Origin of the sequence: Methylibium petroleiphilum PM1 (genome assembly GCF_000015725.1) — a bacterium.
GTDB lineage: Bacteria > Pseudomonadota > Gammaproteobacteria > Burkholderiales > Burkholderiaceae_C > Methylibium > Methylibium petroleiphilum.
On the sequence record NC_008825.1, the window covers coordinates 337,559 to 364,281 of the forward strand.

The window sequence follows — 26,723 nt, forward strand, 5'->3', positions numbered from 1 at the left end:
GGGTGAAACGCTGCTTGCCCGTTGCCGCCGACGGGCCTACGCTGCGGGCATGAACCCGCTGCCCAGCGCCATCCCCGCGGCGAGCGCCGACTCGCTGTGCTACCTGAACGGCGACTACACCCGCCTGGCGGACGCTCGCGTCAGCGTGCTCGACCGCGGCTTCATGTTCGGCGACGGCGTCTACGAGGTCCTGCCCGTCTACGATCGTCGGCTGTTCCGCTTCGACGAGCACATGGCGCGCCTGGAGCGCAGCCTCGCCAAGGTGCGCATCACCGCGCCGCTGACCCGCGAGGACTGGCTGGCGCGCATGCGCCGGCTGGTCGCGGCCCAGCACGAGCACAGCGGGGCGACCGACCAGCTCGTGTACCTGCAGGTCACGCGCGGCGTGGCGCTGCGCGAGCACACGATGCCGACCGACATCGAGCCCACGGTCTTCATGATGTGCAGTCCGGCGAAGCCGCCGACGCCCGAGCAGCGCCATGCCGGCGTGGCCTGCATCAGCGCGCGCGACTTCCGCTGGGAGCGCGGCGACATCAAGAGCATTTCGCTGCTCGGCAACGTGCTGGCGCGGCAGATGTCGGCCGACAAGGGCGCCGTCGAGACCCTCCTGTTTCGCGACGGCTTCCTGACCGAGGCAGCGGCGTCCAACGTGTGGATGGTGAAGGAAGGCGCACTGATCGGCCCGCCGAAGAGCGAACTGCTGCTCGAAGGCGTGCGGGTCGACCTGCTGGCCGAGCTGTGCGAGGAGTGCGGCATCGGCTACAGCCTGCGGCCGGTCAGCGAGGGCGAGGTCTTCTCGGCCGACGAACTGCTGCTGAGTTCGGCGATGAAGGAAGTGCTGGCGGTCACCCGTCTCGATGGCGAACTGGTCGGGCACGGCGCGTTGCGCGGCAAGCCCGGGCCGGTGTACGCCCGGCTCTACGAGGCCTACCAGCGGGCCAAGCCCGCCCAGTCGATCTGAGCCGCGGCGGCCGCGCGGATTTCGCGGGTGCGGGACAATCCGGCCATCGCGGGCGCCGCAGCGGCGTGCCCGCCCGATGCAGCGGCAGCAGACCATGACGGCCATCCCTCCCGAGCAATCATTGATCGAGTACCCGAGTGCCTTTCCGATCAAGGTGATGGGGTCCAACGCCGAGGGCTTCCGCGAGGCGATGGTCGACATCGCGCTGCGCTTCGATCCCGGGTTCGATGCGCAGACCGTCGAGGCCCGGCCCAGCAAGGGCAACAACTACCTCGGCCTGACGCTCACCGTCACGGCCACCAGCCGCGAACAGCTCGACGAGCTCTACCGCACGCTGAGCACGCACCCGATGGTCAAGGTGGTGCTCTGAGCGCCGCGCCGCTGGTCGAGGTTGCCGACCTCGTTCACGACTACGGAACGCAGCGCGCGCTGCACGGCCTGAGCTGCAGCATCGAGCGCGGCAGCGTGACCGCGCTGGTGGGCCCCAACGGCGCCGGCAAGACCACGCTGATGCGCTGCATCGCCGGACTGGAGGCCCCGCTGTCGGGGCGCATCGCCGTTGCCGGCATCGACGTGATCGCGCAGCCCCGCGAGAGCCACCGTCAGCTCGGCTTCCTGGCCGACAGCTTCGGTGTCTCGACGGCGCTGAGCGTGCGCCAGACCCTGAGCTATGCCGCGCTTGCGCACGGCGCGACGCCTGAGGCCGCCGCGGCTGCCGTGCCGCCGGTCGCCAAGCGTCTGGGCCTCACCGACCTGCTCGACCGCCTGTGTGGCGCGCTGTCGCGCGGCCAGCGCCAGCGTGTGGCGATCGGGCAGGCGCTGATCCACCGGCCGCAGTTGCTGATCCTCGACGAGCCCGCCTCGGGGCTGGACCCGGAGGCGCGCGCCGGGCTGGCGGCGCTGTTCCGCAGCTTGCGCGAGGAGGGCATGACCTTGCTCGTGTCGTCTCACATCTTGGCCGAACTGGACGAGTACTCGACCCACATGCTGATGCTGCGCGACGGCCGGGTGGTCGAGCACCGGGCGCTGACCGTCGCGGCGCCGGCGGCCGGCGATCGCCCGTTGCGCCGGCTGCGCGCCGGCCTGTTGACGGCGGCTCGGGAGGCGCAGGCCTGGCTCGGCCGCGAGGCCGGCCTGCAGGCCACGCTCGTCGACGCCCACACGCTCGAACTCGCCTTCGGCGGCACCGATGCCGACCAGGCGGCACTGCTGGCGCGCTTGATCGGCGCCGGCTTTGCCGTCAGCAGCTTCGCCGAGCGGCGCGAGAACCTGCAACAGAGCTATCTGCGCAGCGTGGCCGGCGCGGGAGCGGGCACATGATGCGCGCGCTGGCTGCCGGCAATCCGGAGTTCCAGCGCCAGCTCTGGCTGGAGTTCTCGCCCGCGCGGCTGCTCGGCATGCCGGCGGTGTTGGCGCTGGTGTTCGCCGCGGTCGGCCTGGCCGGGCCGTCGGCACTGCCGATGGTGGCGCAGGCCGGCTTCGTGCTGCTGGTGGGCTTCTACGGGGCGCGACTGGCGAGTGCCGCGCTGCTAGACGAGGTCAGCGAAGCCACGTGGGACGCCCAGCGCCTGTCCTCGTTGACGCCCTGGCAACTGACCTGGGGCAAGCTGTTCGGCGGCACGCTGTTCGCGTGGTACGGCGGCATCATCTGCCTGGCGGTGTGGCTGGTGTCGAACGCCGTGCAGGGCCACGGCCTGTCGTGGTCGCTGCTGGTCGGCATGGTGGCGGCTGGCGTGGGTCTGCAGGCGGTGAGCCTGATCGTCGCGCTGGCGGCCTTGCGGCGCGGCGGACTGGCGGCGCGGCGCGGCGGGGCCTGGTGGATCGTGCTGCTGGTGGTGTTTCCGTGGTTCGGTGCGCTGCCGCGCCAGGTGTCGCCCGGTGAGGTGCTGTGGTGGGGCATGAGCTTCGAGGCCGCGGTGTTCTACGCGGCAACGGCCGTGGTGTTCGCGGCCTGGGCTGTGCTCGGCGCCCAGCGGTTGATGGCCGGGGTGCTGCAACTGCCCTTGCGGCCGCAGGCCTGGCTGGGGTTCCAGGCGTGGCTCGCGGTGTTCGCTGCCGGGTTCTGGCCGGAGGGAAATGCGGTGTGGCGCGTGGGCTTCGCGCTGGCCGCCTGCGCCACCACCACCGCCTACCTCAGCCTCTTCATCGAGCCGCCTCGGGTCGACCTGTGGCAGCGCTTCGCCGCCCGCTGGCGCGCCGGCGGGGCGCTGGACGCCGCGACGCTGGAGCGGATGCCGCTGATGCTGGCGTCGCTGGTCCTGGCGCTCGGTGGTGGCCTGGTGGCCAGCGTGCTGGCACCCGATCCGCAGGCCGGGGGCATCGGCCGCGCGCTCGCGCTCGCCGGGTTGCCGCTGACCTGGGCCTTGCTGGCGCTGCGGGACCTTGCGCTCGCCTGCGCAATCCACTGGGGGCCGCGCGCGCGTCGGGCGGAGAGCACGACGCTGGTTGTGCTGGTGGTGCTGAACCTGGTGCTGCCCTGGCTGCTGCACGCGGCAGGGCTGTCCGCGCTGGCCGGCCTGCTGCAGCCGCTGGGTGCCGAAGGCGGCGGATGGCTGGGCGCCGGGATCGCCGCGCTGCAGGCGGCTGCAGCGGTGTTCGTCGCGCGCACCCGCTGGCGGCCGGCGGGGGCCTGATGGCGATGCAGCGACGGCGGCTGGGCCGCGTGGACTATGCGACGACCTTCGACGCGATGCGCGCCTTCACCGAGACGCGCACGCCGGGCACGCCCGATGAGCTGTGGCTGTGCGAGCACCCGCCGGTGTTCACCCAGGGACTGGCCGGCAAGGCCGAGCACGTGCTCGACGCGGGAGACATTCCGGTGGTCGCCAGCAACCGCGGCGGCCAGGTGACCTATCACGGCCCCGGCCAGGTGGTGGCCTATCCGCTGATCGATCTCCAGGCGCTGGGCATCTTCGTCAAGGAGTATGTGTTCCGCCTCGAGCAGGCGGTGATCAAGACGCTGGAAGGCTATGGCGTCACCGGCCACCGGGTCACGGGCGCGCCGGGCATCTACGTGAATCTCTGCGACCCCTTCGGCCACGGCGCGCTGCCGGGGCCGCCCGACCCGCGTGACCCCTGGCGTGGCATCGGCAAGATCGCCGCGCTGGGGATCAAGGTGTCGCGCCACTGCAGCTACCACGGTCTGGCGTTGAACGTGGCGATGGATCTGAGCCCCTATGAGCGCATCAATCCCTGCGGCTACGCCGGGCTGCGCACGGTCGATCTTTCTACAATCGGGGTCCCCGTCGATCCGGAACGCGCCGCCGCCGACCTCGGTGACCGGCTCGAGAGCTATCTCAGCCCCTGACACCGCGCGCCCACATTCCATGAACACGCTGCCCTCCACGCCGACCCCGACCTCCGTCTCACCGTCGCCGGCTGCAGGTGAAGCGGCCTACGACCCGCTCGCCAAGCAGAAGGCGCAAGCCAAGACGGCGCGCATCCCGATCAAGGTGGTGGCGGCCGAGACGCTGAAGAAGCCCGACTGGATCCGCGTCAAGGCCGGCAGCCCCAGCACCCGCTTCTACGAGATCAAGCAGATCCTGCGCGAGCACAAGCTCCACACCGTCTGCGAAGAGGCCAGCTGCCCGAACATCGGCGAGTGCTTCGGCAAGGGCACCGCCACCTTCATGATCATGGGCGACAAGTGCACCCGGCGCTGCCCGTTCTGCGACGTCGGCCACGGCCGCCCCGACCCGCTCGACCCCGACGAACCGCAGAACCTGGCCAAGACCATCGCCGCGCTCAAGCTCAGCTACGTGGTCATCACCAGCGTCGACCGCGACGACCTGCGCGACGGCGGCGCGGCCCACTTCGTCGAGTGCATCCGCCAGGTGCGGGCCCTCTCCCCGGCCACCCGCATCGAGATCCTCACGCCCGACTTCCGCGGCCGCGCCGACCGCGCGCTGGAGATCTTGAAGGCGGCCCCGCCGGACGTGATGAACCACAACCTCGAGACCGCCCCGCGCCTGTACAAGGAAGCGCGGCCCGGCTCGGACTACCAGTTCAGCCTGGACCTGCTCAAGCGCTTCAAGGCCTTCGCCCCGGGCGTGCCGACCAAGAGCGGGATCATGGTCGGGCTGGGCGAGACGGACGAGGAGATCCTGCAGGTCATGCGCGACATGCGTGCGCACGACATCGACATGATCACCATCGGGCAGTACCTGGCGCCCAGCGGGCACCACCTGCCGGTGCGGCGCTACGTGACGCCCGAGACCTTCAAGCGCTTCGAGGCCGAGGCCTACGCGATGGGCTTCAGCCACGCCGCCGTGGGCGCCATGGTGCGCTCGAGCTACCACGCCGACCAGCAGGCCCACGCCGCGGGTGTGGGTGTCGTCGCAGGCTGAGACGCCGCGGCCGATGATCTGGCCGCCGTTGCGGGCCTGGCTGCCGGCGCGCCTCCCGGTCGGGCCGACCGAGCGAGCGCGGGCCGCGCTGGGCGCGGCGCTGGGGCTGCTGCTGACCGGCCTGCTGAGCCGCTGGGTCGCTGCGCAATGGCCCGGCGCCGACGTGCCCTGGCTGGTGGCACCCCTCGGCGCCAGCGCGGTGCTGGTGTTCGCGGTACCGGCCAGCCCGCTTGCCCAGCCTTGGTCAGTGGTGGGCGGCAACACCGCCTCGGCGCTGATCGGCATCGCCTGCGCGCATCTGATCCCGGACCCGGCGTGGGCCGGCGCAATCGCGGTGGGGCTGGCGATCGCCGCGATGTTCGCGCTGCGCTGTCTGCACCCGCCGGGCGGGGCGATGGCGCTGCTGACGGCGTTGGCCGGCATCGGCTCGTTCGGTTTTGCGTGGTTCCCGACCTGCGTCAATTCCGTGCTGCTGGTGCTGGCCGGCGCCGCTTACAACAGCGCGACGCGACGCCCCTATCCGCACGCCCAGCTGGCGACGCCGCCCGGGCCGGGCGGCGACGAGACCCACCGCTTCAGCGACGCCGACCTCGACGCGGTGCTGGAGCGCTATGGCCAGGTGATCGATGTGAGCCGCGACGACCTGGTCGCGCTGCTGCATGCGGCCGAGGGCGAGGCCTACCGTCGGCGTTTCGGTGCGACGCTGTGCGCCGATATCATGACGCGCGAGGTCGTGACTGTGTCATTCGGCACCGAGCTGCAGGACGCCTGGGCGCTGCTGCGCGAGCACCGCATCAAGGCGCTGCCGGTGGTTGACCGGGCGCGGCGTGTGGTCGGCATCGTGACGCTGGCGGATTTCCTGCGCCATGCCGACCTGGATGTCCACGAGGGCTGGTCGGCGCGTCTGCGCAGCTTCATCCGCCGTACGCCGGCCACGCACAGCGACAAGCCGGAGGTGGTGGGGCAGATCATGACGCGCCAGGTGCGCGTCGCCAGCGAGGACCGCCCGGTGGCCGAGCTGGTGCCACTGTTCGCGCAGGGAGGGCACCACCACATTCCGATCGTCGGGCCGGAGGCGCGACTCGTCGGCATGCTGACGCAGTCCGACGTGGTGTCGGCCCTGTCGCGTGTGGGCTGAAGGCGCCGCGGCGCCGACTCAGGCCTCGGCGAGCAGCTTGTCGAGCAGGCGGTGCAGTTCGGCGAAATCGGGCTCGCCGACGTAGCGCTTGACGATCTCGCCGCGCTTGTTGATGAGCACACTGGTGGGCGTCAGCTGGACGTCACCGAAGCCGCGGGCGATGGCGCCGTCATGATCGATCGCCACACTGAAGGGCAGTTTGCGGGTCTCGGTGAAGTTGACCACGTAGGCCGGCGGGTCATAGCTCATCGCCACGGCCAGCGTTTCGTAGCCGCGGGCCTTGAACTTCTCGTGGGTGGCGGCAAGATCCGGCATCTCCTTCACGCAGGTCACGCAGCTCGTGGCCCAGAAGTTCACCAGCACCACCTTGCCGCGCCACTGTTCGCTGCGATGCTGCGAGCCGTCGAGCAGTGTGTAGGCCACGTCCGGAACAGCCTGCTTGCCGGTCAGTGCCAGCGTGGCGGCGATGCCGATTGCCAGGACGGCGGCCGCGGCCGCAACATAGCGCATCAATTTCATGGAGGTGTCCGATGGATCGTCGAGAGTTTACGGGGCAGCTCGTCGCCGGCATGGCGTTGTGGATCTGCGCCGCGCAGGCGCGGGCGCTATCCCTCAGTGACGCCGATGCCAGCGCCGGCTTGAAGGCGGCGCTGGAGCGCGGGGCCGAAGTGGCCGTGAGCCTGCTCGGCAAGACCGATGGATTCCTCGGCAATCCGAAAGTTCGCATCCCGCTGCCGTCGGGCCTGGACAGCGCCGCCAAACTGATGAAGAGCCTGGGCCAGGGCAAGAAGGTCGACGAACTGGTGACCGCCATGAACCGCGCCGCGGAGGCCGCCGTGCCGGAGTCCAAGCAACTGCTCAGCAATGCCGTCAAGCAGATGTCGGTCGACGACGCAAAGAAGATACTCACCGGCGGCGACACCTCGGTGACGAACTTCTTCGCCGAGAAGACGCGCATGCCGCTCGGTGAGAAGTTCCTGCCGATCGTCACGCGGCAGACCGAGAAGGTCGACCTCGCCAACAAGTACAACGCGGTGGCCGCCAAGGCGTCGGGCTTCGGTCTGGTGAAGAAGGCGGACGCTAACGTGCAGCAGTACGTGACCGGCAAGGCGCTCGACGGCCTCTACCTGATGATCGGCGAGGAGGAGAAGAAGATCAGGCAGGACCCGGTGGGCACCGGGAGCGCAATCCTGAAGAAGGTGTTCGGCGCGCTGTAGGCGCGCACCCTCAGTACTGCTTCGAGAGCTCGAACACCAGCGCGGACGGCAGCGACTGGTGCAGACCGTCCCGGCCCACCCGCGCGTGGTTCATGCCATTGAAGCCCGAGATCTCGAAGGCATTGCCCTCCTCGGCGATCTCGATGAAGGAGAAGCCGGGCAGCTCGGCACGGATCTCCTCGGCCAGCTGGTCGAGGCGCTCGCCGCGCAGCACGGCCTCGAACACGATCGCATGCGGCCAGCCTTCGCGACAAAAGTCGACCGCCTCGTCGACCGACCCGACAAAGTCGATCACCAGCCCCATGTTGGCGATGGCCTCGCGCACCAGCAGCCGCATTTCACGGCGGGCCGACACCACCAGCACCTGGTTGCCCGCCAGTGGCTTGGAATTCAGCGTCGATGCATCGCCATGATCGAGCTCGACGGCGCTCATGCCTTCGACGGGGTCGCTGACGGTGCGCGGGAACTCCAGCGCCAGTGTCACGTGGGTCTCGTCGGTGTCGCAGTGCAGCGCCAGGCCCATCGACTGGGCGATCTGTCCCACCAGATGCCAGTTCAGCGACTCGAGCGTGGCGCCGTCGGTCGGCTCGAGGGCAAAACTGCAGGACACCCGGCCGTGTGGCGGCCAGTCCTTCTGGTCGACGCGGAAATCGATGCTCGTGCGGGCGCCCTCGGCCGCCCAGTCGAGCACCGCGTTGAGCAGGCTGAACAACAGCGCCGGATCGACCAGCACCTCGATGGCGCGCGTGCTCTGCCGTACCTGGATGCCGCGGGCGTTGACCTCGCGTGCGCGGTGCGTGAGCACCGCCTGCAGCGTCTGGGCGAGGTCGAGCCGTTCGTGGGACTGGCGCAGCCGCTTCGAGGCGAACCGCGACAGCTGCTGGCCGACCATGCCGACGCGGCGTGCGCGTTCGATCTCGGCGCGCAGCACCCGCAGGCCTTCGCGGTCGATCTTGCCGGTGGTGGTGAGCTGGATCACGCGCTCGAGCGCCGTCGTCAGCGGCCCGGCCACGTCCCGCCCGATCTGCGCGACGATCTCGCGCCAGGCCTCCAGGGGCTCGGCTTCGGTGGTGGCGCGGGTGAGCGAGGGGCGAGCGGTCATGTTCGTTCTGTTGTGTGCGGCCATGCTCGGAAGCACGCGGCCGGGAAGCCCGACACTTCCTGCTGTCGATTGTCCGAGCGTTTCTTCACGCAGCCCAGCACTTTGTGACGTTCATGCGTGCTGCCCCCCTGACTCAGGGGCGTGGCGGGCCAAGCGCGCCGCGCTCGCGCGCCGCGGCGATGGCGGCCGCGTCCCAGCCCAGCCAGTCGACCAGCACGTCGTCGCCGTGCTGGTCGAGCAGGGGCGGCGGCCGGCGCGTCTGCGCCGGCGTGGCCGACAGCTTGAGTGGGCTGGCGACCAGTCGCAGCGTGTCGGTCAGCGGGTGGTCGACCGGCTCGACCATGCCGCGTGCCAGCACCTGGGGGTCGGCGAACACCTGGTCGAGCGCGTTGATCGGTCCGCAGGGCAGCTTCGCCGCCTCCAGGGCCGCCAGCCAGTCGTCGCGCCGACGCTGTCGCATCAGCGCGGCGAGCACCGGCACCAGCGCGGCGCGATGGCGCACCCGGTCGGCGTTGGTCGCGAAGCGCGGATCGGCGGCCAGCTCGGGCCGCCCGGCGACCTCGCAGAAGCGGGCGAACTGCGCATCGTTGCCGATCGCCAGGATCACGTGGCCATCGGCGACCTCGAACACCTGATAGGGCACGATGTTCTGGTGCGCGTTGCCGGCGCGTCCTGGTACCTGGCCGCTCACGAGGTAGTTGGCGCCCAGGTTGGCCAGCATCGCCACCTGCGTGTCGAGCAGCGCCATATCGATGTGCTGGCCCTCGCCGCGACGGAAGCCCTCGGCGTCGCGGTGCCGCAGGGCCGCGAGGATGCCGACGCTGGCATACAGGCCGGTGAACAGGTCGGCGACCGCCACGCCCACCTTTTGCGGGCCACCGCCGGGCAGGTCGTCCCGTTCGCCGGTCAGGCTCATCAGGCCGCCCAGCCCTTGCACCGCGTAGTCGTAGCCGGCACGCTCGTGATAGGGGCCGGTCTGGCCGTAGCCGGTGATCGAGCAGTAGACCAGCTGCGGGTTCAGGGCGTGCAGCGTCACGAAGTCGAGGCCGTAGCGCGCCATGTCGCCGACCTTGTAGTTCTCGACCAGCACATCGGCCTGCAGTACCAGGGCGCGCACCAGCGCCTGGCCGTCAGGGTGTGCGAGGTCTATCGCGATCGAGCGCTTGTTGCGGTTCGCGCCCAGGAAATAGGCCGATTCGCTGCTTTCGGCGCCGTGTCGGTCGTGCAGGAAGGGCGGGCCCCAACCGCGCGTGTCGTCGCCGCTACCGGGCCGCTCGACCTTCACCACGTCGGCGCCCAGGTCGCCGAGCAGCTGCGTGCACCAGGGCCCGGCCAGCACGCGCGACAGGTCCAGCACGCGCAGGCCGGCCAGTGAGAGAGGGGTGGGAGCGAGGGCCATGCCGCGATTCTGATGCGGTGCGCGCGGCATCCGGATAATGCGGCGATGTCGTTGCGACCCGTCGTGTGTGCCTGGGTGGCGGGTCTCTCCGCTCTGGCGGCGGCCTGCGCGCCTTCGCTCGACTGGCGCGAGGTGCGACCGGACGAGGCCGGCTTGATGATGTTGATGCCTTGCAAGCCGGAGCAGCGGACCCGTCAGCTGGTCCTGGTTGGGCGCCCGGTCCAGATGCGGGTTCTGGGCTGCACCGCGGATGGAACGACCTGGGGCCTGAGCACCGCCGACCTGGCTGACCCGGCGCTCGTCGGCCCGGCGCTGGCGGAGTTGCGTGCGGCGCGACGGCTCAATCTCGACGGAACCGAGACGGCGGTGAAGGCGGCACAGGTCGGTGGCATGACGCCGCAGGCGCAGGCGGTTCGGTTCAGCCTTGCCGGCAAGCTCCCGGACGGCACGTCGCTGACCGATCAATCGCTGCTGTTCGCGCACGGCACGCGTGTGTTCCATGCCGCCGCTTTGGGCGGGAAGCCGTCGGCGCAGGAGCTCGAGACTTTCTTCGACGGTCTGAAACTTCAGAAGTGACAGGGTCCGAAAGGTCCGATCCGGGGCAGGGTGGCTGCGCACGATGTACAAACGCGGCTTGCCAGACTCTGTCCGATGCTGTCGTGCCGGTCCGGGCCTGAACCCATAATCTCCCGACATGGCCGGACTGTTCATCATTGCGCACGCTCCACTGGCTTCGGCGCTCAAGGCCGCGGCGGGACATGCTTTTCCGGAGGCGCTGTCGGTGGTCGAGGCGCTCGACGTGACGCCGCAGCTGACGCCGGAGGAGATCGAGGCGCAGGCGCGCATCCTGCTCGAGCGCTCGCTGTCGGTGCCGGGGAGGCGCGAGGCACTGATCCTGACCGATGTGTTCGGCGCGACGCCGTGCAACGTGGCCCAGCGGCTGGCCGATGGCGTGCGCGTCAAGATCGTCACCGGCGCCAACGTGCCTATGCTGTGGCGCACGATGAACTATGTGGACCAGCCGCTTGACATGCTCGTGGCGCGCGCGCTGGCCGGCGCGACGCAGGGTGTGCTACAGGTGGCGCCGGCCCGACCGCAGAACCAAGCACAGAACGTGGGAGCCCGACCCGGCGATGATTTCAACGCGCATCAGCATCAGCAATAAGCTCGGCCTGCACGCGCGGGCCTCGGCCAAGCTCACGAAGCTGGCGGGTAGCTACCCTTGCGAAGTCTTCCTCAGTCGCGGACAGCGGCGCGTCAATGCCAAGAGCATCATGGGCGTCATGATGCTGGCGGCCGGCATCGGCACCGAGATCGAGGTCGAGACCTCCGGCGACCAGGAGCGCGAGGCGATGGACGCCCTGCTGCTGCTGATCAACGACAAGTTCGGCGAGGGTGAGTAGGCTTCAGCTGCCGAGGAAGTGTCGGCGGTACTTGAGCGGCAGGTCTTCGATGCGCATCAGCATCGGCAGGTCGGCGGCGTTGAAGTCGGGGTCCCACGCGGGTGCCCCCAGCACCTTGGCGCCGCAGCGCAGATAGCCCTTGATCAACGGCGGCGGTTCGACGGCGAGCCGCCGATCGAGTTCGTCCACGGGCAGCGGCAGTCGCGGGCGCACCTGCCATTCGATCGGTGCCAGGTGGGTATGGCGCAGCTGCTCCCACAGGCTGGCCGCCACATGGCCGCCATCGCGCATGCTGACGCTGGCGCAGCCGATCATCGTGTCGAGCTCGTTGCGGACCATGAACTCGGCCAGCGCGCCCCATAGTGCGAGGATGGCGCCACCCGAACGGTGGTCGGCATGCACGCAGGAGCGGCCCAGCTCGACCATCTTGCTACGCAGTGGGCGCAGGCGCGTGAGGTCGAACTCCGTTTCGCTGTACAGCCCGCCGATGCGCTGCGCGGCCGCCGGCGTCAGGACGCGGTAGGTACCGATCACCCGGCCCGGTTCACTGCGGGTGCCGACCGTGCGCACCAGCAGGTGCTCGCAGAAGGTGTCATAGACGTCGATGTCCAGTCCCGGCGGCGTACCAACGGGCGGTGACAGGCGGGCCCCCATCTCCTCGACGAAGATCTGGTACCTCAGACGCTGCGCTTCGCGAACCTCGCTCTCATCGCGCGCCCAAACCACGTCCAGTCCACGCTGGCTGGCTGAGGGGAGGGCCTCGCTGTCGGGTCGTCGAAGTGACCTCCGAGGCGCGCGCAGCTCCAGGCTCGGAATCTCCTGCAGCGGCAGTGTCGGCAGCGGCAAGTCCCTCATGTTTCGCTCCTTGTTCGGCAATGGCGACGAGCTTGAGTCAGCCGCGTGACGACGCGATGTAGCTCCGATGACGCGCCGATGACACGCGCACAGGGTCCGGGTCGATGTGCGCCGTGGTAACCCCTGCCGGCAGCTGGACGGGCCGCTGCTACGATCGATTCATGAGCCTGCAGATGTTCGGAATTCCGGTCTCGCGCGGCGTGGCCATTGGCCGCGCCGTGCTGGTCGCGTCCAGTCGCGTGGACGTGGCCCACTACTTCATCGAGCCGGCGCAGGTCGAGCGCGAGATCGCGCGGCTGCTGCAGGCGCGCGACGCGGTGGCGGCCGAGCTCGGCGGCCTCCAGCGCGACCTGCCAGAGGACGCGCCCGCGGAACTGTCCGCGCTGCTCGACGTGCACCTGATGCTGCTGCACGACGAGGCGCTGACCGGCGCCACGTCGCAATGGGTGCACGAGCGGCACTACAACGCGGAATGGGCGCTGTCGGCCCAGCTGGAAGTGCTGGCGCGGCATTTCGACGACATGGAAAATGATTACCTGCGTGAGCGCAAGGCCGACCTTGAACAGGTGGTCGAGCGCTTGTTGCGTGTGCTGATGCACGACAGCAGCGCCGTACCGCCGTCGATCGGAGTCAACCCGCGCGACTTCGCCGGCGAGGACCCGCTGGTGCTGGTGGCCAACGACATCGCGCCGGCCGACATGCTGCAATTCAAGCGCAGCGTCTTCACCGGTTTTGTCACCGACGTCGGCGGCAAGACCTCGCACACGGCCATCGTCGCCCGCAGCCTCGACATTCCGGCGGTGGTGGGGGCCCGTGAGGCCAGCCGCATCATCCGGCAGGATGACTGGGTGGTGATCGACGGTGACGCCGGAGTCGTGATTGTCGATCCGTCGTCGATCGTGCTGGAGGAATACCGCTTTCGCCAGCGGCAGAGCGAACTGGAGCGTGTGCGGCTTACGCGCCTGCGGCATACACCCGCCGTCACGCTGGACGGTGAGCGGGTCGAGCTGTTTGCCAATATCGAGCTCCCTGGCGACGCGGCCGCGGCACTGGAGGCCGGGGCGGTCGGCGTCGGGCTGTTTCGTAGCGAATTCCTCTTCATGAACCGGACCGACGACCTGCCCGGCGAGGATGAGCAGTACCAGGCGTACTGCGCAGTGGTCGATGCGATGAAAGGTCTGCCGGTGACGATCCGGACGGTCGATATTGGCGCCGACAAGCCGCTCGACCGGATGTCGGCCCACGAACTGCGGCACGAGCATGCGCTCAACCCCGCGCTCGGCTTGCGCGCGATCCGCTGGAGCCTGTCCGAGCCCAGCATGTTCCGCCAGCAGCTGCGCGCCATCCTGCGCGCCAGTGCGCATGGTCAGGTGCGTTTGCTGGTGCCGATGCTCGCGCACGAGTCCGAGATTCGCGGCACTTTCGATGCGCTGGCGCGCGCGAAGCAGCAGTTGACGGAATCAGGGCGCGCGTTCGGCGATGTCCAGGTGGGCGCGATGATCGAAGTGCCCGCCGCGGCGTTGATGATCGATCGCTTTCTCGATGCCTTCGATTTCGTGTCGCTCGGCACCAATGATCTGATCCAGTACACGCTGGCCATCGACCGAGCCGATGAGGCCGTCGCCCACCTGTACGATCCCTGGCACCCCGCCGTGCTGGAGCTCGTCGCCAGAACCATTCGCGCAGCAAGAGCGCGCGGCAGGGCGGTCAGCGTGTGCGGAGAGATGGCCGGTGACCCGAGCTTCACTTCTGTCCTGCTGGCCATGGGCCTGCGCAGCTTTTCCATGCACCCGTCGCAGATCGCTGCGATCAAGCAGCAGATCCTGCGCACGGACACGCGGCGGCTGAGCGATCTGCTATTGGGGGCCAGGAGCGACGCTCCGACGTTCACGCCGCTGCGGAACGGCGGGGGCGTGGCGGCGACGCCCCCGCGGCCTTGAAGACTGCATCAACAATTTCGTCGACGACCTTGCGCGGCGGAAAAACTTCGTGCTACAGTAGCTGTCTTCGCTGAACACAGCGCCTCGCCGGAAACGGCAGAGAAGATGTGAGAAGCAAAAGAAAATAAGAAAAGCTGAGCGGTTGACAAGGTTTTAAAATCAAGTCATAATCTCGCTTCTCTGCTGACAACAAGTCAGCAACGCCGAAAGGCGACGCTCTTTAACAAATGACAGCCGATAAGCGTGGGCGTTTGAAGGCGAGTGCCAAGAGTCTTGTGAGTAATCGCAAGATTCGAGGTCTCAAGGACCTTAAACGCTCACTGAATTGAATTTTCATGCAAGTGAAGTTCACTTCAATTCTTTGAGTAATTTATCAAGATCGAACTGAAGAGTTTGATCCTGGCTCAGATTGAACGCTGGCGGCATGCCTTACACATGCAAGTCGAACGGCAGCACGGGAGCAATCCTGGTGGCGAGTGGCGAACGGGTGAGTAATACATCGGAACGTGCCCAGTTGTGGGGGATAGCCCGGCGAAAGCCGGATTAATACCGCATACGACCTACGGGTGAAAGCGGGGGATCGCAAGACCTCGCGCTATTGGAGCGGCCGATGTCGGATTAGCTAGTTGGTGGGGTAAAAGCCTACCAAGGCTACGATCCGTAGCTGGTCTGAGAGGACGACCAGCCACACTGGGACTGAGACACGGCCCAGACTCCTACGGGAGGCAGCAGTGGGGAATTTTGGACAATGGGCGCAAGCCTGATCCAGCCATGCCGCGTGCGGGAAGAAGGCCTTCGGGTTGTAAACCGCTTTTGTCAGGGAAGAAACGGTTTGGGCTAATACCCCGAACTAATGACGGTACCTGAAGAATAAGCACCGGCTAACTACGTGCCAGCAGCCGCGGTAATACGTAGGGTGCAAGCGTTAATCGGAATTACTGGGCGTAAAGCGTGCGCAGGCGGCTTTGCAAGACAGATGTGAAATCCCCGGGCTCAACCTGGGAACTGCATTTGTGACTGCAAGGCTGGAGTGCGGCAGAGGGGGATGGAATTCCGCGTGTAGCAGTGAAATGCGTAGATATGCGGAGGAACACCGATGGCGAAGGCAATCCCCTGGGCCTGCACTGACGCTCATGCACGAAAGCGTGGGGAGCAAACAGGATTAGATACCCTGGTAGTCCACGCCCTAAACGATGTCAACTGGTTGTTGGACGGCTTGCTGTTCAGTAACGAAGCTAACGCGTGAAGTTGACCGCCTGGGGAGTACGGCCGCAAGGTTGAAACTCAAAGGAATTGACGGGGACCCGCACAAGCGGTGGATGATGTGGTTTAATTCGATGCAACGCGAAAAACCTTACCTACCCTTGACATGTCTAGAAGTTACCAGAGATGGTTTCGTGCTCGAAAGAGAACTAGAACACAGGTGCTGCATGGCCGTCGTCAGCTCGTGTCGTGAGATGTTGGGTTAAGTCCCGCAACGAGCGCAACCCTTGTCATTAGTTGCTACGTAAGGGCACTCTAATGAGACTGCCGGTGACAAACCGGAGGAAGGTGGGGATGACGTCAGGTCATCATGGCCCTTATGGGTAGGGCTACACACGTCATACAATGGCCGGTACAGAGGGCTGCCAACCCGCGAGGGGGAGCCAATCCCAGAAAACCGGTCGTAGTCCGGATCGCAGTCTGCAACTCGACTGCGTGAAGTCGGAATCGCTAGTAATCGCGGATCAGCTTGCCGCGGTGAATACGTTCCCGGGTCTTGTACACACCGCCCGTCACACCATGGGAGCGGGTTCTGCCAGAAGTAGTTAGCCTAACCGCAAGGAGGGCGATTACCACGGCAGGGTTCGTGACTGGGGTGAAGTCGTAACAAGGTAGCCGTATCGGAAGGTGCGGCTGGATCACCTCCTTTCTGGAAATAGCACTCAATTTCTTGCGTCCACACTTATCGGCTGTCTTTGACGACAGAAATTGAAACGTGACCGGCTTGACGTAACCGCAAGGCCAACGCCTGGTTGACGTGATGAGCGGACCGCAGCGTTTCGTGAATGCATGGGTCTGTAGCTCAGTTGGTTAGAGCACCGTCTTGATAAGGCGGGGGTCGTTGGTTCGAATCCAACCAGACCCACCAATCCATTCCGTGGGGGTGTAGCTCAGCTGGGAGAGCACCTGCTTTGCAAGCAGGGGGTCATCGGTTCGATCCCGTTCACCTCCACCATCAAATTCGATCCCAAGCGTCAGTGGCTTACGGCCCCTGACGCATGCGATCGTCAGATCGTCTGTCGTTCTTTAACAATTCGTAGAGTCAAATCAGAGTTGTCGGCGGAAACCGCTTCATGGCGGACCGTGCCGTCGGCAACATTTTTGATTGCGTCAACAAACTTCAATTCGCAAGAATTTGAAGAAACGGCATAACGCAAATACTCAAATCAGTCCTTGACGATGCTTCTTCAGCGAGGCGTCAAAGTTATAGGGTCAAGTGACTAAGTGCATGTGGTGGATGCCTTGGCGATTACAGGCGATGAAGGACGTGATAGCCTGCGATAAGCTTCGGGGAGCTGGCAAATTAGCTTTGATCCGGAGATTTCCGAATGGGGAAACCCACCCGCAAGGGTATCGCATGATGAATACATAGTCATGCGAGGCGAACCGGGTGAACTGAAACATCTCAGTAGCTCGAGGAATAGACATCAACCGAGATTCCGAAAGTAGTGGCGAGCGAAATCGGACCAGCCTGCACGTTTTAGCAGTCGAATTATCAGAACAGTCTGGAAAGGCTGGCCATAGCGGGTGATAGCCCCGTATGAAAAAATTCGGCTGTGGAACTGGGCGTGCGACAAGTAGGGCGGGACACGAGAAATCCTGTCTGAAGATGGGGGGACCATCCTCCAAGGCTAAATACTCGTAATCGACCGATAGTGAACTAGTACCGTGAGGGAAAGGCGAAAAGAACCCCGGGAGGGGAGTGAAATAGATCCTGAAACCGCATGCATACAAAAAGTAGGAGCCCGCAAGGGTGACTGCGTACCTTTTGTATAATGGGTCAGCGACTTACATTCAGTGGCAAGCTTAACCGAATAGGGAAGGCGTAGAGAAATCGAGTCCGAATAGGGCGTTCAGTCGCTGGGTGTAGACCCGAAACCAAGTGATCTATCCATGGCCAGGATGAAGGTGCGGTAACACGCACTGGAGGTCCGAACCGACTAGTGTTGCAAAACTAGCGGATGAGCTGTGGATAGGGGTGAAAGGCTAAACAAACTTGGAAATAGCTGGTTCTCTCCGAAAACTATTTAGGTAGTGCCTCAAGTATTACCATCGGGGGTAGAGCACTGTTATGGCTAGGGGGTCATGGCGACTTACCAAACCATTGCAAACTCCGAATACCGATGAGTACAGCTTGGGAGACAGTGCACCGGGTGCTAACGTCCGGACACAAGAGGGAAACAACCCAGACCGCCAGCTAAGGTCCCTAATATTGGCTAAGTGGGAAACGAAGTGGGAAGGCTAAAACAGTCAGGATGTTGGCTTAGAAGCAGCCATCATTTAAAGAAAGCGTAATAGCTCACTGATCGAGTCGTCCTGCGCGGAAGATGTAACGGGGCTAAGCCAGTAACCGAAGCTGCGGATGTGCGCGTAAGCGTACGTGGTAGGAGAGCGTTCCGTAAGCCTGTGAAGGTGGGTTGTGAAGCCTGCTGGAGGTATCGGAAGTGCGAATGCTGACATGAGTAGCGTTAAAGGGGGTGAAAAGCCCCCTCGCCGAAAGCGCAAGGTTTTCTACGCAACGTTCATCGACGTAGAGTGAGTCGGCCCCTAAGGCGAGGCAGAGATGCGTAGCTGATGGGAAACAGGTCAATATTCCTGTACCGATGTGTAGTGCGATGTGGGGACGGAGAAGGTTAGCTCAGCCGGGTGTTGGATGTCCCGGTTCAAGCGTGTAGTCGTGGTCTCTAGGCAAATCCGGAGATCTTAGATGAGGCGTGATAACGAGGCGGCTTGCCGCTGAAGTGAGTGATACCCTGCTTCCAGGAAAAGCCACTAAGCTCCAGCTACACACGACCGTACCGCAAACCGACACTGGTGCGCGAGATGAGTATTCTAAGGCGCTTGAGAGAACTCTGGAGAAGGAACTCGGCAAATTGACACCGTAACTTCGGAAGAAGGTGTGCCTTTAGTAGGTGATCCCGTACAGGGGGAGCCCAATGAGGCCGCAGAGAATCGGTGGCTGCGACTGTTTATTAAAAACACAGCACTCTGCAAAGACGAAAGTCGACGTATAGGGTGTGACGCCTGCCCGGTGCTGGAAGATTAAATGATGGGGTGCAAGCTCTTGATTGAAGTCCCAGTAAACGGCGGCCGTAACTATAACGGTCCTAAGGTAGCGAAATTCCTTGTCGGGTAAGTTCCGACCTGCACGAATGGCGTAACGATGGCCACACTGTCTCCTCCAGAGACTCAGCGAAGTTGAAATGTTTGTGATGATGCAATCTCCCCGCGGAAAGACGGAAAGACCCCATGAACCTTTACTGTAGCTTTGTATTGGACTTTGAACAGATCTGTGTAGGATAGGTGGGAGGCTTTGAAGCGGTGCCGCTAGGTGTCGTGGAGCCAACGTTGAAATACCACCCTGGTGTGTTTGAGGTTCTAACCTTGGCCCGTTATCCGGGTTGGGGACAGTGCATGGTGGGCAGTTTGACTGGGGCGGTCTCCTCCCAAAGCGTAACGGAGGAGTTCGAAGGTACGCTAGGCACGGTCGGAAATCGTGCTGATAGTGCATAGGCATAAGCGTGCTTGACTGCGAGACTGACAAGTCGAGCAGGTACGAAAGTAGGACTAAGTGATCCGGTGGTTCTGTATGGAAGGGCCATCGCTCAACGGATAAAAGGTACTCTGGGGATAACAGGCTGATACCGCCCAAGAGTTCATATCGACGGCGGTGTTTGGCACCTCGATGTCGGCTCATCTCATCCTGGGGCTGTAGCCGGTCCCAAGGGTATGGCTGTTCGCCATTTAAAGAGGTACGTGAGCTGGGTTTAAAACGTCGTGAGACAGTTTGGTCCCTATCTTCCGTGGGCGCTGCAGATTTGAGGAAGCCTGCTCCTAGTACGAGAGGACCGGAGTGGACGCACCTCTGGTGTATCGGTTGTCACGCCAGTGGCATTGCCGAGTAGCTAAGTGCGGAAGAGATAACCGCTGAAAGCATCTAAGCGGGAAACTCGTTTCAAGATGAGATCTGCCGGGGCCTTGAGCCCCCTGAAGAGTCGTTCGAGACCAGGACGTTGATAGGCCGGGTGTGGAAGCGCAGTAATGCGTTAAGCTAACCGGTACTAATTGCTCGTGAGGCTTGACCCTATAATTTTGACGACGATTTGAGTTGTCGACTGTTATGCCGTGATGGCGCAATCAAAATCTGATAAGATTCTACGAATTGGCTGTGTTGCTCTGTGAGCAGCGCGGTGTCCGGTTAAGCCTGATGACCATAGCGAGGTGGTCCCACTCCTTCCCATCCCGAACAGGACAGTGAAACGCCTCAGCGCCGATGATAGTGCGGGTTCCCGTGTGAAAGTAGGACATTGTCAGGCTAATATTAAGCAGAACGCCCAACCACCATGGTTGGGCGTTTTTGCTTTTGGGCGTCGATATGAATCGTCAAGATTCCTCTGCGCTGTTTTCGATGAGGCGTCGCACTGGCATGGCGTGTCCCGCACAATTGCAGCATGAGCATCCAGACTGACGATTTCGCTTCGTCCTCGCCGGCCGCACGTCGCGTGGTCAGTACAGCACCGGCGTCACCCAATGAGGAGGCGATCGAGCGGGCGCTCCGTCCGAAGGGTCTGGCCGACTACGTGGGTCAGGCCAAGGCCCGTGAGCAGTTGGAGATCTTCATTGGTGCCGCTCGCAAGCGGTCTGAGGCGCTTGACCACGTCCTTCTGTTTGGCCCTCCTGGCCTAGGGAAGACCACGCTCTCGCACATCATCGCGGCCGAACTCGGCGTCAATCTGCGTCAAACCTCGGGCCCGGTGCTCGAGAAGCCCAAGGACCTGGCGGCAATCCTGACCAATCTCGAGCGCAACGATGTCTTGTTCATCGACGAGATCCACCGTCTGTCCCCGGTGGTGGAGGAGATCCTCTACCCTGCACTGGAGGACTATCAGATCGACATCATGATCGGCGAGGGGCCGGCCGCCCGTTCGATCAAGCTCGAGTTGCAGCCCTTCACGCTGATCGGCGCGACGACCCGAGCCGGAATGCTGACGAATCCATTGCGCGATCGCTTCGGCATCGTGGCGCGCCTGGAGTTCTATTCGGTCGAGGAGTTGGCCCGCATCGTCACCCGCTCCGCGGGGCTGTTGCAAGTGCCGACCGATACGGCGGGCGGGCTGGAGATCGCCAAGCGCTCACGAGGAACGCCACGCATCGCCAATCGCCTGCTTCGACGAGTGCGCGACTACGCACAGGTCAAGGGCGACGGCCGCATCGATGCCGCGATCGCCGACAAGGCGCTCGCCATGCTCGACGTCGATCCCCAGGGCTTCGATGTGATGGACCGCAAGCTGCTCGAGGCGGTGATTCATCGCTTCGATGGTGGACCGGTCGGCCTCGACAATGTCGCGGCGGCGATCGGTGAGGAGTCCGGCACCATCGAGGACGTGATCGAGCCCTATCTGATCCAGCAAGGCTACCTTCAGCGCACGCCGCGCGGTCGCATCGCAACGGCGGCGGCGTACCGCCATCTTGGCGTGTTGCCGCCGACGACCTCCGGCAGCGAGTTGTTCGACGCATAACAACAGGCTCTACCGACCCGCGATATCCGTCAGGGGCGGTCCTTCCCCAACGAGACCTTGCGCCTCGTCTGCCGACGAAGTGGCCAATGTCCATGAACAGGCGATCGACCGCTTGGACGTCGTCGGCGCAAAGCGCCGTGCCAGCGCTCGCAAACACCGCTGGGGATCTGGAATCCAGTCGCTACGATGAGGAAGGCGATGCCTCTTTCGTGCGCCCCGGGAGCCTCCCGGACACTGCCACTTTCCAGACCAAGGAGTCCGTCATGGCTATCGACATGGACAAGCTCAATGCCTTCATGGGTCGCTTCGTGGTCGACATCGGCGCCGCCCTGCATGCCGGTACGGTGGTGCTCGGCGACCAGCTCGGTCTGTACAAGGCGCTGGCCGACGGGCCGATGAGCCCGGCCGACCTGGCGAGCCGAACCCAGACCGACGAGCGCTATGTGCGCGAATGGCTGAGCGCTCAGGCGGCGGCCGGCTATGTCGAATACGACGCCGACACCCGGCAGTTCCACATGACCGAAGAGCAGGTGTTCGCGCTGGCCACCGAGGGCAGCCCGGCCTTCGTGCCGGGGGCTTTCCAGGTGGCGCTTGGTGCACTGAAGGCCGTGCCCAAGCTGGCTGGCGTGTTCCGCACCGGACTGGGCTTCGGCTGGCACCAGCACGACCCGTTGCTGTTCCAGGGCACCGAGCGCTTCTTTAGGCCGGGCTATGCGGCCAACCTCGTAACGAACTGGATCCCCGCCCTCGATGGGGTGGAGTCTTGCCTCAAGTCCGGCGCACGGGTGGCTGATGTGGGTTGCGGCCACGGCGCCTCCACGATCCTGATGGCAGAAGCCTATCCGGAGAGCCGCTTCGTCGGCTTCGATTACCACGCGCCGTCGATCGACTGGGCGCGACAGGTGGCGGCCGAGGCGGGGGTCGCCGACCGGGTGAGCTTCGAGGTGGCCTCGGCCAAGGACTTCCCCGGTGGCGACTACGATCTCGTGGCCTTCTTCGATTGCCTGCACGACATGGGTGATCCGGTTGGCGCCTCGCGTCACGTCAGGGCGGCGCTGAAGCCCGGCGGCTGCTGGATGATCGTGGAGCCGTTCGCCCACGATGCGCTGCAGGACAACCTCAACCCGGTCGGCCGCATCTTCTATTCGGCCTCGACGATGATCTGCACGCCCGCCTCGCGTTCACAGGAGGTGGGGCTGGCGCTCGGCGCTCAGGCCGGCGAGCGACGCCTGCGCACGGTCGTCAACGACGGCGGCTTCCGGCAGTTCCGGCGCGCGACCGAAACGCCGTTCAACCTGGTGTTCGAGGCGCGGCCCTAGCCGCCAGGGTCGACGGCGTGCCTCAGTCGAGCCGACCGCGCGCATCGATCGGCCACACCGCCTCGACAACCCCCCGGTCGAGGCCACCGCGCACGGCGACGAGGTGCTCATGCAGGTTGACGGTCGGGTCGCAATGGCCTGGCACCAGCCACACGGTGTCGCCCATCGCCGGCAGCGGCTCGTCGCCGCGCGGGTGCAGCAGGCCGTGCTCGTCACCACCATTCCTGAACTCGAAGTTTCGGCCCCACACTGTCGGCAGGCCGGAATCGATCGCGTGCGACTTGTGGCCGGCGTCGACCACCGCATGCGCCGCATGGCGGGCGATCACCTGGCTCCTGACGAACAGGGCATGCTCGAAGCGCGGGGACCCGGGCAACGGTGCATTGCGCGCGTAATCGGCGTCCATGAACGCATAGCTGCCCGGTTGGATCTCGCCGTAGACACCGCTGGCGGCCTCGAGCAGGAAGCTGCCGCTGCCGGCGCCCGTGACCAGCGGGCAATCGATGCTGAGGGACGTGACCGCGGCGCGTGCGGCGGTGGCCATCGCGACGGCTTGGCGGATCGCCGTTTCCCGCTCGGCGACGCTGCGCAGGTGCTGCGCACCGCCGTGGTAGGCCTGCAAGCCGGCGAAGCGCAGGCCATCGTGCGCGACGACCTGACGCGCCAGCGCACCGGCCTCGGCGGCTGGCACGCCGCAGCGGCCCTGGCCGGCGTCGATCTCGACGTAGACGTCGATCTGCCGGCCGCTCGCTTGGATCGCCGCAGCCAGGCGCTCGATGCCGACCACGCTGTCGACCGCGATAGCCAGCTGGACGTCGGACGGCAGCGCCGCCAGCCGCGCCAGCTTGGTGGGTGCGATCACCTCGTTGCTGACGAACACATCGCGCACCCCGCCGGCGGCCAGCGCCAGGGCCTCGCCGACCTTCTGCACGCACACACCGACCGCGCCGCGGGCGACCTGATGCAGCGCGATCGCCGAACACTTGTGGGTCTTGGCGTGGGGCCGCAGCCGCACGCCGTGCGAGCGGGCAAAGGCGTCCATGGCGGCGAGATTTCGCTCGAAGGCGTCGATTTCCACCACCAGCGCGGGGCTGTCGATCGCGTCAACGGGATCACCGACCCGGGCGGGAGCAGGACGCATCGGGCGAGTCGACTCAGGCCGCGTGGCCGACCTTGTCGCCCGCAGCGGCAGGTTGGCTATCGCGGGCGCCGTCGCTGAACTCATCGTGCTGCAGGCCATCGAGGTGCGAGGTGTCGCTCCAGCCGACCAGCGTAAAGCCCTCGGGCGTGTACAGCAGCCGGTTGACCGCGGTGTTGCCGAGCTGCCAGGTGCGCGGCGCGTCGAGGCCAACGCGCGCTGCGGCGCGATACAGACAGTCCATCACGCCGCCGTGCGCCACCAGTGCGATCACCTGGCCCGGATGGCGGCTTGCCAGCCGCTCGGCGGTATCGACCACGCGCGCGTAGAAGGCACGCAAGGTCTCGCCACCTTCCGGGCCGAAGTCGACATCGCGCGCCCGCCAGCGCGCGCTCTCGGCGGGCCAGTGGGTCTCGATGTCCGCCCAGGTCTGGCCCTCGAACCGACCGAAGGCTCGTTCGCGCAGTCCGCGGTCGGTCCGAACCGCGAGCCCGGCGGCCGCGCCGATGGCGAGTGCGGTGTCATGGGCGCGCGCCAAGTCGCTGGCATAGACCACGTCGAGGCCTTCGCCGCTGAGGGCCTGCGCCACGCGCCCGGCCTGCCAGCGGCCCTTGTCGTTCAGGCCGATGTCGAGCTGGCCCTGGATGCGCGTGTCGACGTTCCACGCGGTCTCGCCGTGGCGTACCGCGACGATGCGGGTGAGTTGCGACTGCGGCATCAGGTGCCGCTCGCGTTCAGACGTGCGTTGAGGCTGTAGCCGCCGCTGAAGGACGCCTCCGCCAGCACATGGCCGCGCATCGCAGCCCGCACTTGCGCGCCGGTGAAGCTGCCTTCGACCGCGAGCCGTGCGACATCGAGCGCATACAGCGTGAAGATGTAGCGATGCCGCAGCGCGTCGTTGAAGGGCGGGAACGGGCCATCGTAGCCATGGTAGCTCCCGCTCATGTCAGCGTTGCCGGCGAACCAGCCGGTGTAGTCGTTGAGTCCGTGGCGGGCGCCGTGCAGTGTGGCCGGGCCGGGCTTGCCACGCACCGTGAAGCCGCGGCTGAACTCGCCCTCCGCCAGCGCGCCCAGCGACGGCGGCAGGTCGACCAGCACCCAGTGGAAGAAATCGACCCGCGGCAGGTCGGCCGGGACTTCCCGGTCGGGCTGGTTCACGTCGTCGCCGCGGCTCGGCACGTCGGGGTCATGGCAGATCAGCGCCAGGCTCTTCGTGCCGGGCGGCACGCCGCTCCAGGCCAATTGCGGCGAGACGTTGTCCGAGAAGCTCACGGTGCTCGTGGCGTCGGGCCGGCCGGCCGCGTACTGCTGCGGAATGAGGGCGCCGTCGGCCCAGCTGCTGCTCGTCAATTTCATCGGCGGTCCTGTCGTGCGTGGCCGTCGTGGGTCAGACGCCCCAGACGATCTCTTCGTCGGCGGCGTGCGCGCGTTTCATCATCTCCACCAGCGGCCAGGCCCGCTGGCGCAGGCTCACGCCCTCGCGTGGTGGCAGCGTCTTGCCGTCGGCGCGCGCGTCGGCCTCGGCCTGCTGGCGCGCCTGCTCCTCGGCAAGCACCGCGGACTCGAGCGCGGCAATCGCCCCGGGCATGTCGGCCGGCAGCACGATGCCTTTCGCGCCGGGCTCCTTGCCCATCGTGCGCAGCACGGCATCGCCGATCGGGCCGGTCATGATCACGTCGCCGGCCGCCTTGGACTTGAACTTGTACAGCATGGTTTCGACCTTTCAGGATCGATACAGGTGGTCGCGCTGGAATGGGTAGACCGATTGTGCCCCGCGCACCGGCGTCGCCCCGACCTTCCCGTCGGGCCGGCTGGCCAGCAACTGGTTCAGCGACATCCAACCGCGCTCGAAGCCCATCGCGCTGCCCGCCAGATAGAGCCGGTAGGCGTGCACCACGCGCTCGCTGGTCAGCGCACGCGCCGCGTCGAGCCGGGCCTCCAGGGCATCGCTCCAGGCCCACAGCGTGCGGGCGTAGTGGGGACGCAGGTTCTCGACGTCGAGCGTCTCCAGCCCGGCCTCGGCCATCGCCGCCATCACGTGCGAAACGTGCACCAGTTCGCCGCCCGGGAAGATGTAGCGCTCGACGAAATCGCCGATGCCAGCGCCGAGCTGCTCGTTGTGCAGCCCGCCGGCGGTGATGCCGTGGTTCATCAGCAAGCCGCCTGGCTTCAGCAGTCGCCGGAGCTTGCGGAAGTAGGGCAGCAACTGGGCCCGGCCGACGTGCTCGAACATGCCGATCGAAGCGATCTTGTCGTAGGGCCCGCCGTCCGTGCCGTGCTCGGGCACGTCGCGGTAGTCGCACAGCGCGATGCTCACGCGGTCGGCGAGGCCGCGCTCGGCGATCAGCCGCATCACGTAGGCATGCTGCTGCGTCGATAGCGTGATGCCGTGCGCCCGCACGCCATGGTGCTCTGCCGCCCACAGCAGCAAGGCGCCCCAGCCGGCGCCGACGTCGAGCAGCCGCTCGCCGGGCCGGAGCATCAGCTTGCGGCACAGCAGCTCCAGCTTGGCTTCCTGCGCCGCCGCGAGGGTGTTCACGCCGTCGGGCCAGTAGGCGCAGGAGTACACGCGCCGCGGGTCCAGCCACAGCGCGTAGAAGTCGTTCGAGACGTCGTAGTGGAACTCGATCTGCTCGCGGTCGCGCCGCGGCTGGTGCCGGGACAGCGAGCGGCTGCTGCGCCGCAGCCGTGACCACCAGCGGGCCGGACCGGCGGCGTCGTCCAGTCGCGTCGGGTCGCCTGGCACCAGGGCCGCTGCCACCTCCGCAAGGTCGCGCATCGTGCCGTCGATCTGCAACTGGCCTTCGACGTAAGCCTCGGCCAGCCGGCCGACCTGACCGAGCGCCAGCAGCGGCAGCAGGCGCGCGTCCAGCAGTCGCAGCACGACCGAAGCGTGCTCGGCCCCCACCGCAATGCCCCCTGGCAGCTCGAGGCGTGTCCGCACCGGCAGAGACTGCAGGCGCGCGGACACGGTGGCGATCCAGCGCGCCGGGGCCCCGGATCGCGGTGCGGTGGCGTTGCCATCGATCGACGGCGTGGTCATCGGCTTCAGCGTGCTCATTGGTGATGAACTCCTGACGCTATGCTCGACGCAAATTTACCCAGAATGCGGCGGTGCCGCAT

23 protein-coding genes, 2 tRNA genes and 3 rRNA genes are annotated in these 26,723 nt (G+C 65.9%); 19 read left to right on the plus strand and 9 right to left on the minus strand.

The features are described 5' to 3' along the window. The first annotated feature begins 49 nt into the window (after nt 1–49). The 7 genes from MPE_RS01555 (at nt 50) to MPE_RS01585 (ending at nt 6,445) form a co-directional block, all read left to right on the plus strand. Nucleotides 50–961 carry a D-amino acid aminotransferase gene (locus MPE_RS01555; RefSeq protein ID WP_011827913.1) on the plus strand — a complete coding sequence of 304 codons (912 nt, stop codon included), beginning with the start codon at nt 50–52 and terminating at the stop codon, nt 959–961. Between the two features lie 94 nt (nt 962–1,055). Next, nucleotides 1,056–1,331 (plus strand): DUF493 family protein, encoded by a 276-nt coding sequence (locus MPE_RS01560; protein ID WP_081771293.1) that lies wholly within the window; start codon nt 1,056–1,058, stop codon nt 1,329–1,331. Between the two features lie 68 nt (nt 1,332–1,399). After that, entirely contained in the window at nt 1,400–2,281 is an 882-nt protein-coding gene (locus tag MPE_RS01565) for an ABC transporter ATP-binding protein (RefSeq protein WP_259372575.1), read from the plus strand. Next, on the plus strand, nt 2,278–3,594 hold the full coding sequence (locus MPE_RS01570) for a hypothetical protein (protein ID WP_011827915.1): 1,317 nt from the start codon (nt 2,278–2,280) through the stop codon (nt 3,592–3,594). The genes MPE_RS01565 and MPE_RS01570 overlap by 4 nt, the downstream gene beginning before the upstream one ends. Beyond that, nucleotides 3,594–4,268, plus strand: a complete 675-nt coding sequence (gene lipB, locus MPE_RS01575) for a lipoyl(octanoyl) transferase LipB (RefSeq protein ID WP_011827916.1) — start codon at nt 3,594–3,596, stop codon at nt 4,266–4,268. Before MPE_RS01570 ends, lipB begins: the two co-directional genes overlap by 1 nt. 19 nt (nt 4,269–4,287) lie before the next feature. Then, on the plus strand, nt 4,288–5,307 hold the full coding sequence (lipA, locus tag MPE_RS01580; RefSeq protein ID WP_011827917.1) for a lipoyl synthase: 1,020 nt from the start codon (nt 4,288–4,290) through the stop codon (nt 5,305–5,307). A gap of 13 nt (nt 5,308–5,320) precedes the next feature. After that, nucleotides 5,321–6,445: an HPP family protein gene (locus MPE_RS01585; RefSeq protein WP_011827918.1), complete on the plus strand. Its 1,125-nt coding sequence runs from the start codon at nt 5,321–5,323 to the stop codon at nt 6,443–6,445. 18 nt (nt 6,446–6,463) lie between these two features. Here MPE_RS01585 and MPE_RS01590 read toward each other — a convergent pair whose 3' ends face one another. Beyond that, nucleotides 6,464–6,964 (minus strand): TlpA disulfide reductase family protein, encoded by a 501-nt coding sequence (locus tag MPE_RS01590; RefSeq protein ID WP_011827919.1) that lies wholly within the window; start codon nt 6,962–6,964, stop codon nt 6,464–6,466. An 11-nt stretch (nt 6,965–6,975) separates the two neighbouring features. On the opposite strand from MPE_RS01590, the gene MPE_RS01595 reads away from it, so the two are divergent. Further along, nucleotides 6,976–7,662, plus strand: coding sequence for a DUF4197 domain-containing protein (locus tag MPE_RS01595; RefSeq protein WP_011827920.1), 687 nt, complete (start codon nt 6,976–6,978; stop codon nt 7,660–7,662). A 10-nt stretch (nt 7,663–7,672) separates the two neighbouring features. Here the strand turns inward: MPE_RS01595 and MPE_RS01600 are convergent, their stop codons facing one another. Both MPE_RS01600 and MPE_RS01605 read right to left on the minus strand, forming a co-directional pair. Continuing rightward, complete coding sequence (locus MPE_RS01600) at nt 7,673–8,764, minus strand: sensor histidine kinase family protein (RefSeq protein ID WP_148210867.1); 1,092 nt, start codon at nt 8,762–8,764, stop codon at nt 7,673–7,675. 133 nt (nt 8,765–8,897) lie between these two features. Continuing rightward, the gene (locus tag MPE_RS01605; protein ID WP_011827922.1) at nt 8,898–10,163 is read right to left on the minus strand and encodes a CaiB/BaiF CoA transferase family protein; all 1,266 of its coding nucleotides are present in this window, start codon (nt 10,161–10,163) and stop codon (nt 8,898–8,900) included. A gap of 45 nt (nt 10,164–10,208) precedes the next feature. Between MPE_RS01605 and MPE_RS01610 the strand changes: the two genes are divergently transcribed. From MPE_RS01610 to MPE_RS01620, 3 genes are all read left to right on the plus strand, one after another. Then, on the plus strand, nt 10,209–10,739 hold the full coding sequence (locus MPE_RS01610) for a hypothetical protein (RefSeq protein ID WP_011827923.1): 531 nt from the start codon (nt 10,209–10,211) through the stop codon (nt 10,737–10,739). A gap of 118 nt (nt 10,740–10,857) precedes the next feature. After that, nucleotides 10,858–11,328, plus strand: coding sequence for a PTS sugar transporter subunit IIA (locus MPE_RS01615; RefSeq protein WP_011827924.1), 471 nt, complete (start codon nt 10,858–10,860; stop codon nt 11,326–11,328). Continuing rightward, nucleotides 11,297–11,566 carry an HPr family phosphocarrier protein gene (locus MPE_RS01620; protein ID WP_011827925.1) on the plus strand — a complete coding sequence of 90 codons (270 nt, stop codon included), beginning with the start codon at nt 11,297–11,299 and terminating at the stop codon, nt 11,564–11,566. Before MPE_RS01615 ends, MPE_RS01620 begins: the two co-directional genes overlap by 32 nt. Before the next feature lie 3 nt (nt 11,567–11,569). Here the strand turns inward: MPE_RS01620 and MPE_RS01625 are convergent, their stop codons facing one another. Then, complete coding sequence (locus MPE_RS01625) at nt 11,570–12,421, minus strand: GNAT family N-acetyltransferase (protein WP_011827926.1); 852 nt, start codon at nt 12,419–12,421, stop codon at nt 11,570–11,572. Between the two features lie 161 nt (nt 12,422–12,582). On the opposite strand from MPE_RS01625, the gene ptsP reads away from it, so the two are divergent. From ptsP to MPE_RS01665, 8 genes are all read left to right on the plus strand, one after another. After that, nucleotides 12,583–14,361, plus strand: a complete 1,779-nt coding sequence (ptsP, locus tag MPE_RS01630; protein WP_049820741.1) for a phosphoenolpyruvate--protein phosphotransferase — start codon at nt 12,583–12,585, stop codon at nt 14,359–14,361. A 381-nt stretch (nt 14,362–14,742) separates the two neighbouring features. Next, nucleotides 14,743–16,273, plus strand: a 16S ribosomal RNA gene (locus MPE_RS01635). Between the two features lie 142 nt (nt 16,274–16,415). Then, a tRNA-Ile gene (locus MPE_RS01640) sits at nt 16,416–16,492 on the plus strand. 11 nt (nt 16,493–16,503) lie between these two features. Then, nucleotides 16,504–16,579 (plus strand) — tRNA-Ala (locus MPE_RS01645). Nucleotides 16,580–16,834: 255 nt separating this feature from the next. Beyond that, a 23S ribosomal RNA gene (locus MPE_RS01650) occupies nt 16,835–19,710 on the plus strand. A gap of 117 nt (nt 19,711–19,827) precedes the next feature. Next, nucleotides 19,828–19,940: ribosomal RNA gene (rrf, locus tag MPE_RS01655) — 5S ribosomal RNA — on the plus strand. The 16S, 23S and 5S rRNA genes sit together here with 2 tRNA genes alongside, the layout of an rRNA operon. Before the next feature lie 135 nt (nt 19,941–20,075). Then, complete coding sequence (gene ruvB / locus MPE_RS01660; protein WP_011827928.1) at nt 20,076–21,143, plus strand: Holliday junction branch migration DNA helicase RuvB; 1,068 nt, start codon at nt 20,076–20,078, stop codon at nt 21,141–21,143. A 263-nt stretch (nt 21,144–21,406) separates the two neighbouring features. Further along, nucleotides 21,407–22,462, plus strand: a complete 1,056-nt coding sequence (locus MPE_RS01665; RefSeq protein WP_011827929.1) for a class I SAM-dependent methyltransferase — start codon at nt 21,407–21,409, stop codon at nt 22,460–22,462. 22 nt (nt 22,463–22,484) lie between these two features. Here the strand turns inward: MPE_RS01665 and MPE_RS01670 are convergent, their stop codons facing one another. From MPE_RS01670 to MPE_RS01690, 5 genes are read right to left on the minus strand one after another with little or no spacing between them, the layout of a single operon-like run. Continuing rightward, the gene (locus MPE_RS01670) at nt 22,485–23,603 is read right to left on the minus strand and encodes a DSD1 family PLP-dependent enzyme (RefSeq protein WP_011827930.1); all 1,119 of its coding nucleotides are present in this window, start codon (nt 23,601–23,603) and stop codon (nt 22,485–22,487) included. A gap of 13 nt (nt 23,604–23,616) precedes the next feature. Further along, on the minus strand, nt 23,617–24,318 hold the full coding sequence (locus MPE_RS01675; protein WP_011827931.1) for a histidine phosphatase family protein: 702 nt from the start codon (nt 24,316–24,318) through the stop codon (nt 23,617–23,619). Then, the gene (locus tag MPE_RS01680; protein ID WP_011827932.1) at nt 24,318–24,956 is read right to left on the minus strand and encodes a YbhB/YbcL family Raf kinase inhibitor-like protein; all 639 of its coding nucleotides are present in this window, start codon (nt 24,954–24,956) and stop codon (nt 24,318–24,320) included. Before MPE_RS01680 ends, MPE_RS01675 begins: the two co-directional genes overlap by 1 nt. A 31-nt stretch (nt 24,957–24,987) precedes the next feature. Beyond that, the gene (locus MPE_RS01685; RefSeq protein ID WP_011827933.1) at nt 24,988–25,311 is read right to left on the minus strand and encodes a DUF1840 domain-containing protein; all 324 of its coding nucleotides are present in this window, start codon (nt 25,309–25,311) and stop codon (nt 24,988–24,990) included. 12 nt (nt 25,312–25,323) lie between these two features. Next, nucleotides 25,324–26,661 (minus strand): class I SAM-dependent methyltransferase, encoded by a 1,338-nt coding sequence (locus MPE_RS01690; protein ID WP_011827934.1) that lies wholly within the window; start codon nt 26,659–26,661, stop codon nt 25,324–25,326. Nucleotides 26,662–26,723 lie beyond the last annotated feature (62 nt).

Coding starts and splice junctions, on each gene's coding strand:
- MPE_RS01555 (WP_011827913.1), top strand. CDS start 50: ATGAACCCGCTGCCCAGCGCCATCCCCGCGGCGAGCGCCGACTCGCTG.
- MPE_RS01560 (WP_081771293.1), top strand. CDS start 1,056: ATGACGGCCATCCCTCCCGAGCAATCATTGATCGAGTACCCGAGTGCC.
- MPE_RS01570 (WP_011827915.1), top strand. CDS start 2,278: ATGATGCGCGCGCTGGCTGCCGGCAATCCGGAGTTCCAGCGCCAGCTC.
- lipB (WP_011827916.1), top strand. CDS start 3,594: ATGGCGATGCAGCGACGGCGGCTGGGCCGCGTGGACTATGCGACGACC.
- lipA (WP_011827917.1), top strand. CDS start 4,288: ATGAACACGCTGCCCTCCACGCCGACCCCGACCTCCGTCTCACCGTCG.
- MPE_RS01585 (WP_011827918.1), top strand. CDS start 5,321: ATGATCTGGCCGCCGTTGCGGGCCTGGCTGCCGGCGCGCCTCCCGGTC.
- MPE_RS01590 (WP_011827919.1), bottom strand. CDS start 6,964: ATGAAATTGATGCGCTATGTTGCGGCCGCGGCCGCCGTCCTGGCAATC.
- MPE_RS01595 (WP_011827920.1), top strand. CDS start 6,976: ATGGATCGTCGAGAGTTTACGGGGCAGCTCGTCGCCGGCATGGCGTTG.
- MPE_RS01600 (WP_148210867.1), bottom strand. CDS start 8,764: ATGACCGCTCGCCCCTCGCTCACCCGCGCCACCACCGAAGCCGAGCCC.
- MPE_RS01605 (WP_011827922.1), bottom strand. CDS start 10,163: ATGGCCCTCGCTCCCACCCCTCTCTCACTGGCCGGCCTGCGCGTGCTG.
- MPE_RS01610 (WP_011827923.1), top strand. CDS start 10,209: ATGTCGTTGCGACCCGTCGTGTGTGCCTGGGTGGCGGGTCTCTCCGCT.
- MPE_RS01615 (WP_011827924.1), top strand. CDS start 10,858: ATGGCCGGACTGTTCATCATTGCGCACGCTCCACTGGCTTCGGCGCTC.
- MPE_RS01620 (WP_011827925.1), top strand. CDS start 11,297: ATGATTTCAACGCGCATCAGCATCAGCAATAAGCTCGGCCTGCACGCG.
- MPE_RS01625 (WP_011827926.1), bottom strand. CDS start 12,421: ATGAGGGACTTGCCGCTGCCGACACTGCCGCTGCAGGAGATTCCGAGC.
- ptsP (WP_049820741.1), top strand. CDS start 12,583: ATGAGCCTGCAGATGTTCGGAATTCCGGTCTCGCGCGGCGTGGCCATT.
- ruvB (WP_011827928.1), top strand. CDS start 20,076: ATGAGCATCCAGACTGACGATTTCGCTTCGTCCTCGCCGGCCGCACGT.
- MPE_RS01665 (WP_011827929.1), top strand. CDS start 21,407: ATGGCTATCGACATGGACAAGCTCAATGCCTTCATGGGTCGCTTCGTG.
- MPE_RS01670 (WP_011827930.1), bottom strand. CDS start 23,603: ATGCGTCCTGCTCCCGCCCGGGTCGGTGATCCCGTTGACGCGATCGAC.
- MPE_RS01675 (WP_011827931.1), bottom strand. CDS start 24,318: ATGCCGCAGTCGCAACTCACCCGCATCGTCGCGGTACGCCACGGCGAG.
- MPE_RS01680 (WP_011827932.1), bottom strand. CDS start 24,956: ATGAAATTGACGAGCAGCAGCTGGGCCGACGGCGCCCTCATTCCGCAG.
- MPE_RS01685 (WP_011827933.1), bottom strand. CDS start 25,311: ATGCTGTACAAGTTCAAGTCCAAGGCGGCCGGCGACGTGATCATGACC.
- MPE_RS01690 (WP_011827934.1), bottom strand. CDS start 26,661: ATGAGCACGCTGAAGCCGATGACCACGCCGTCGATCGATGGCAACGCC.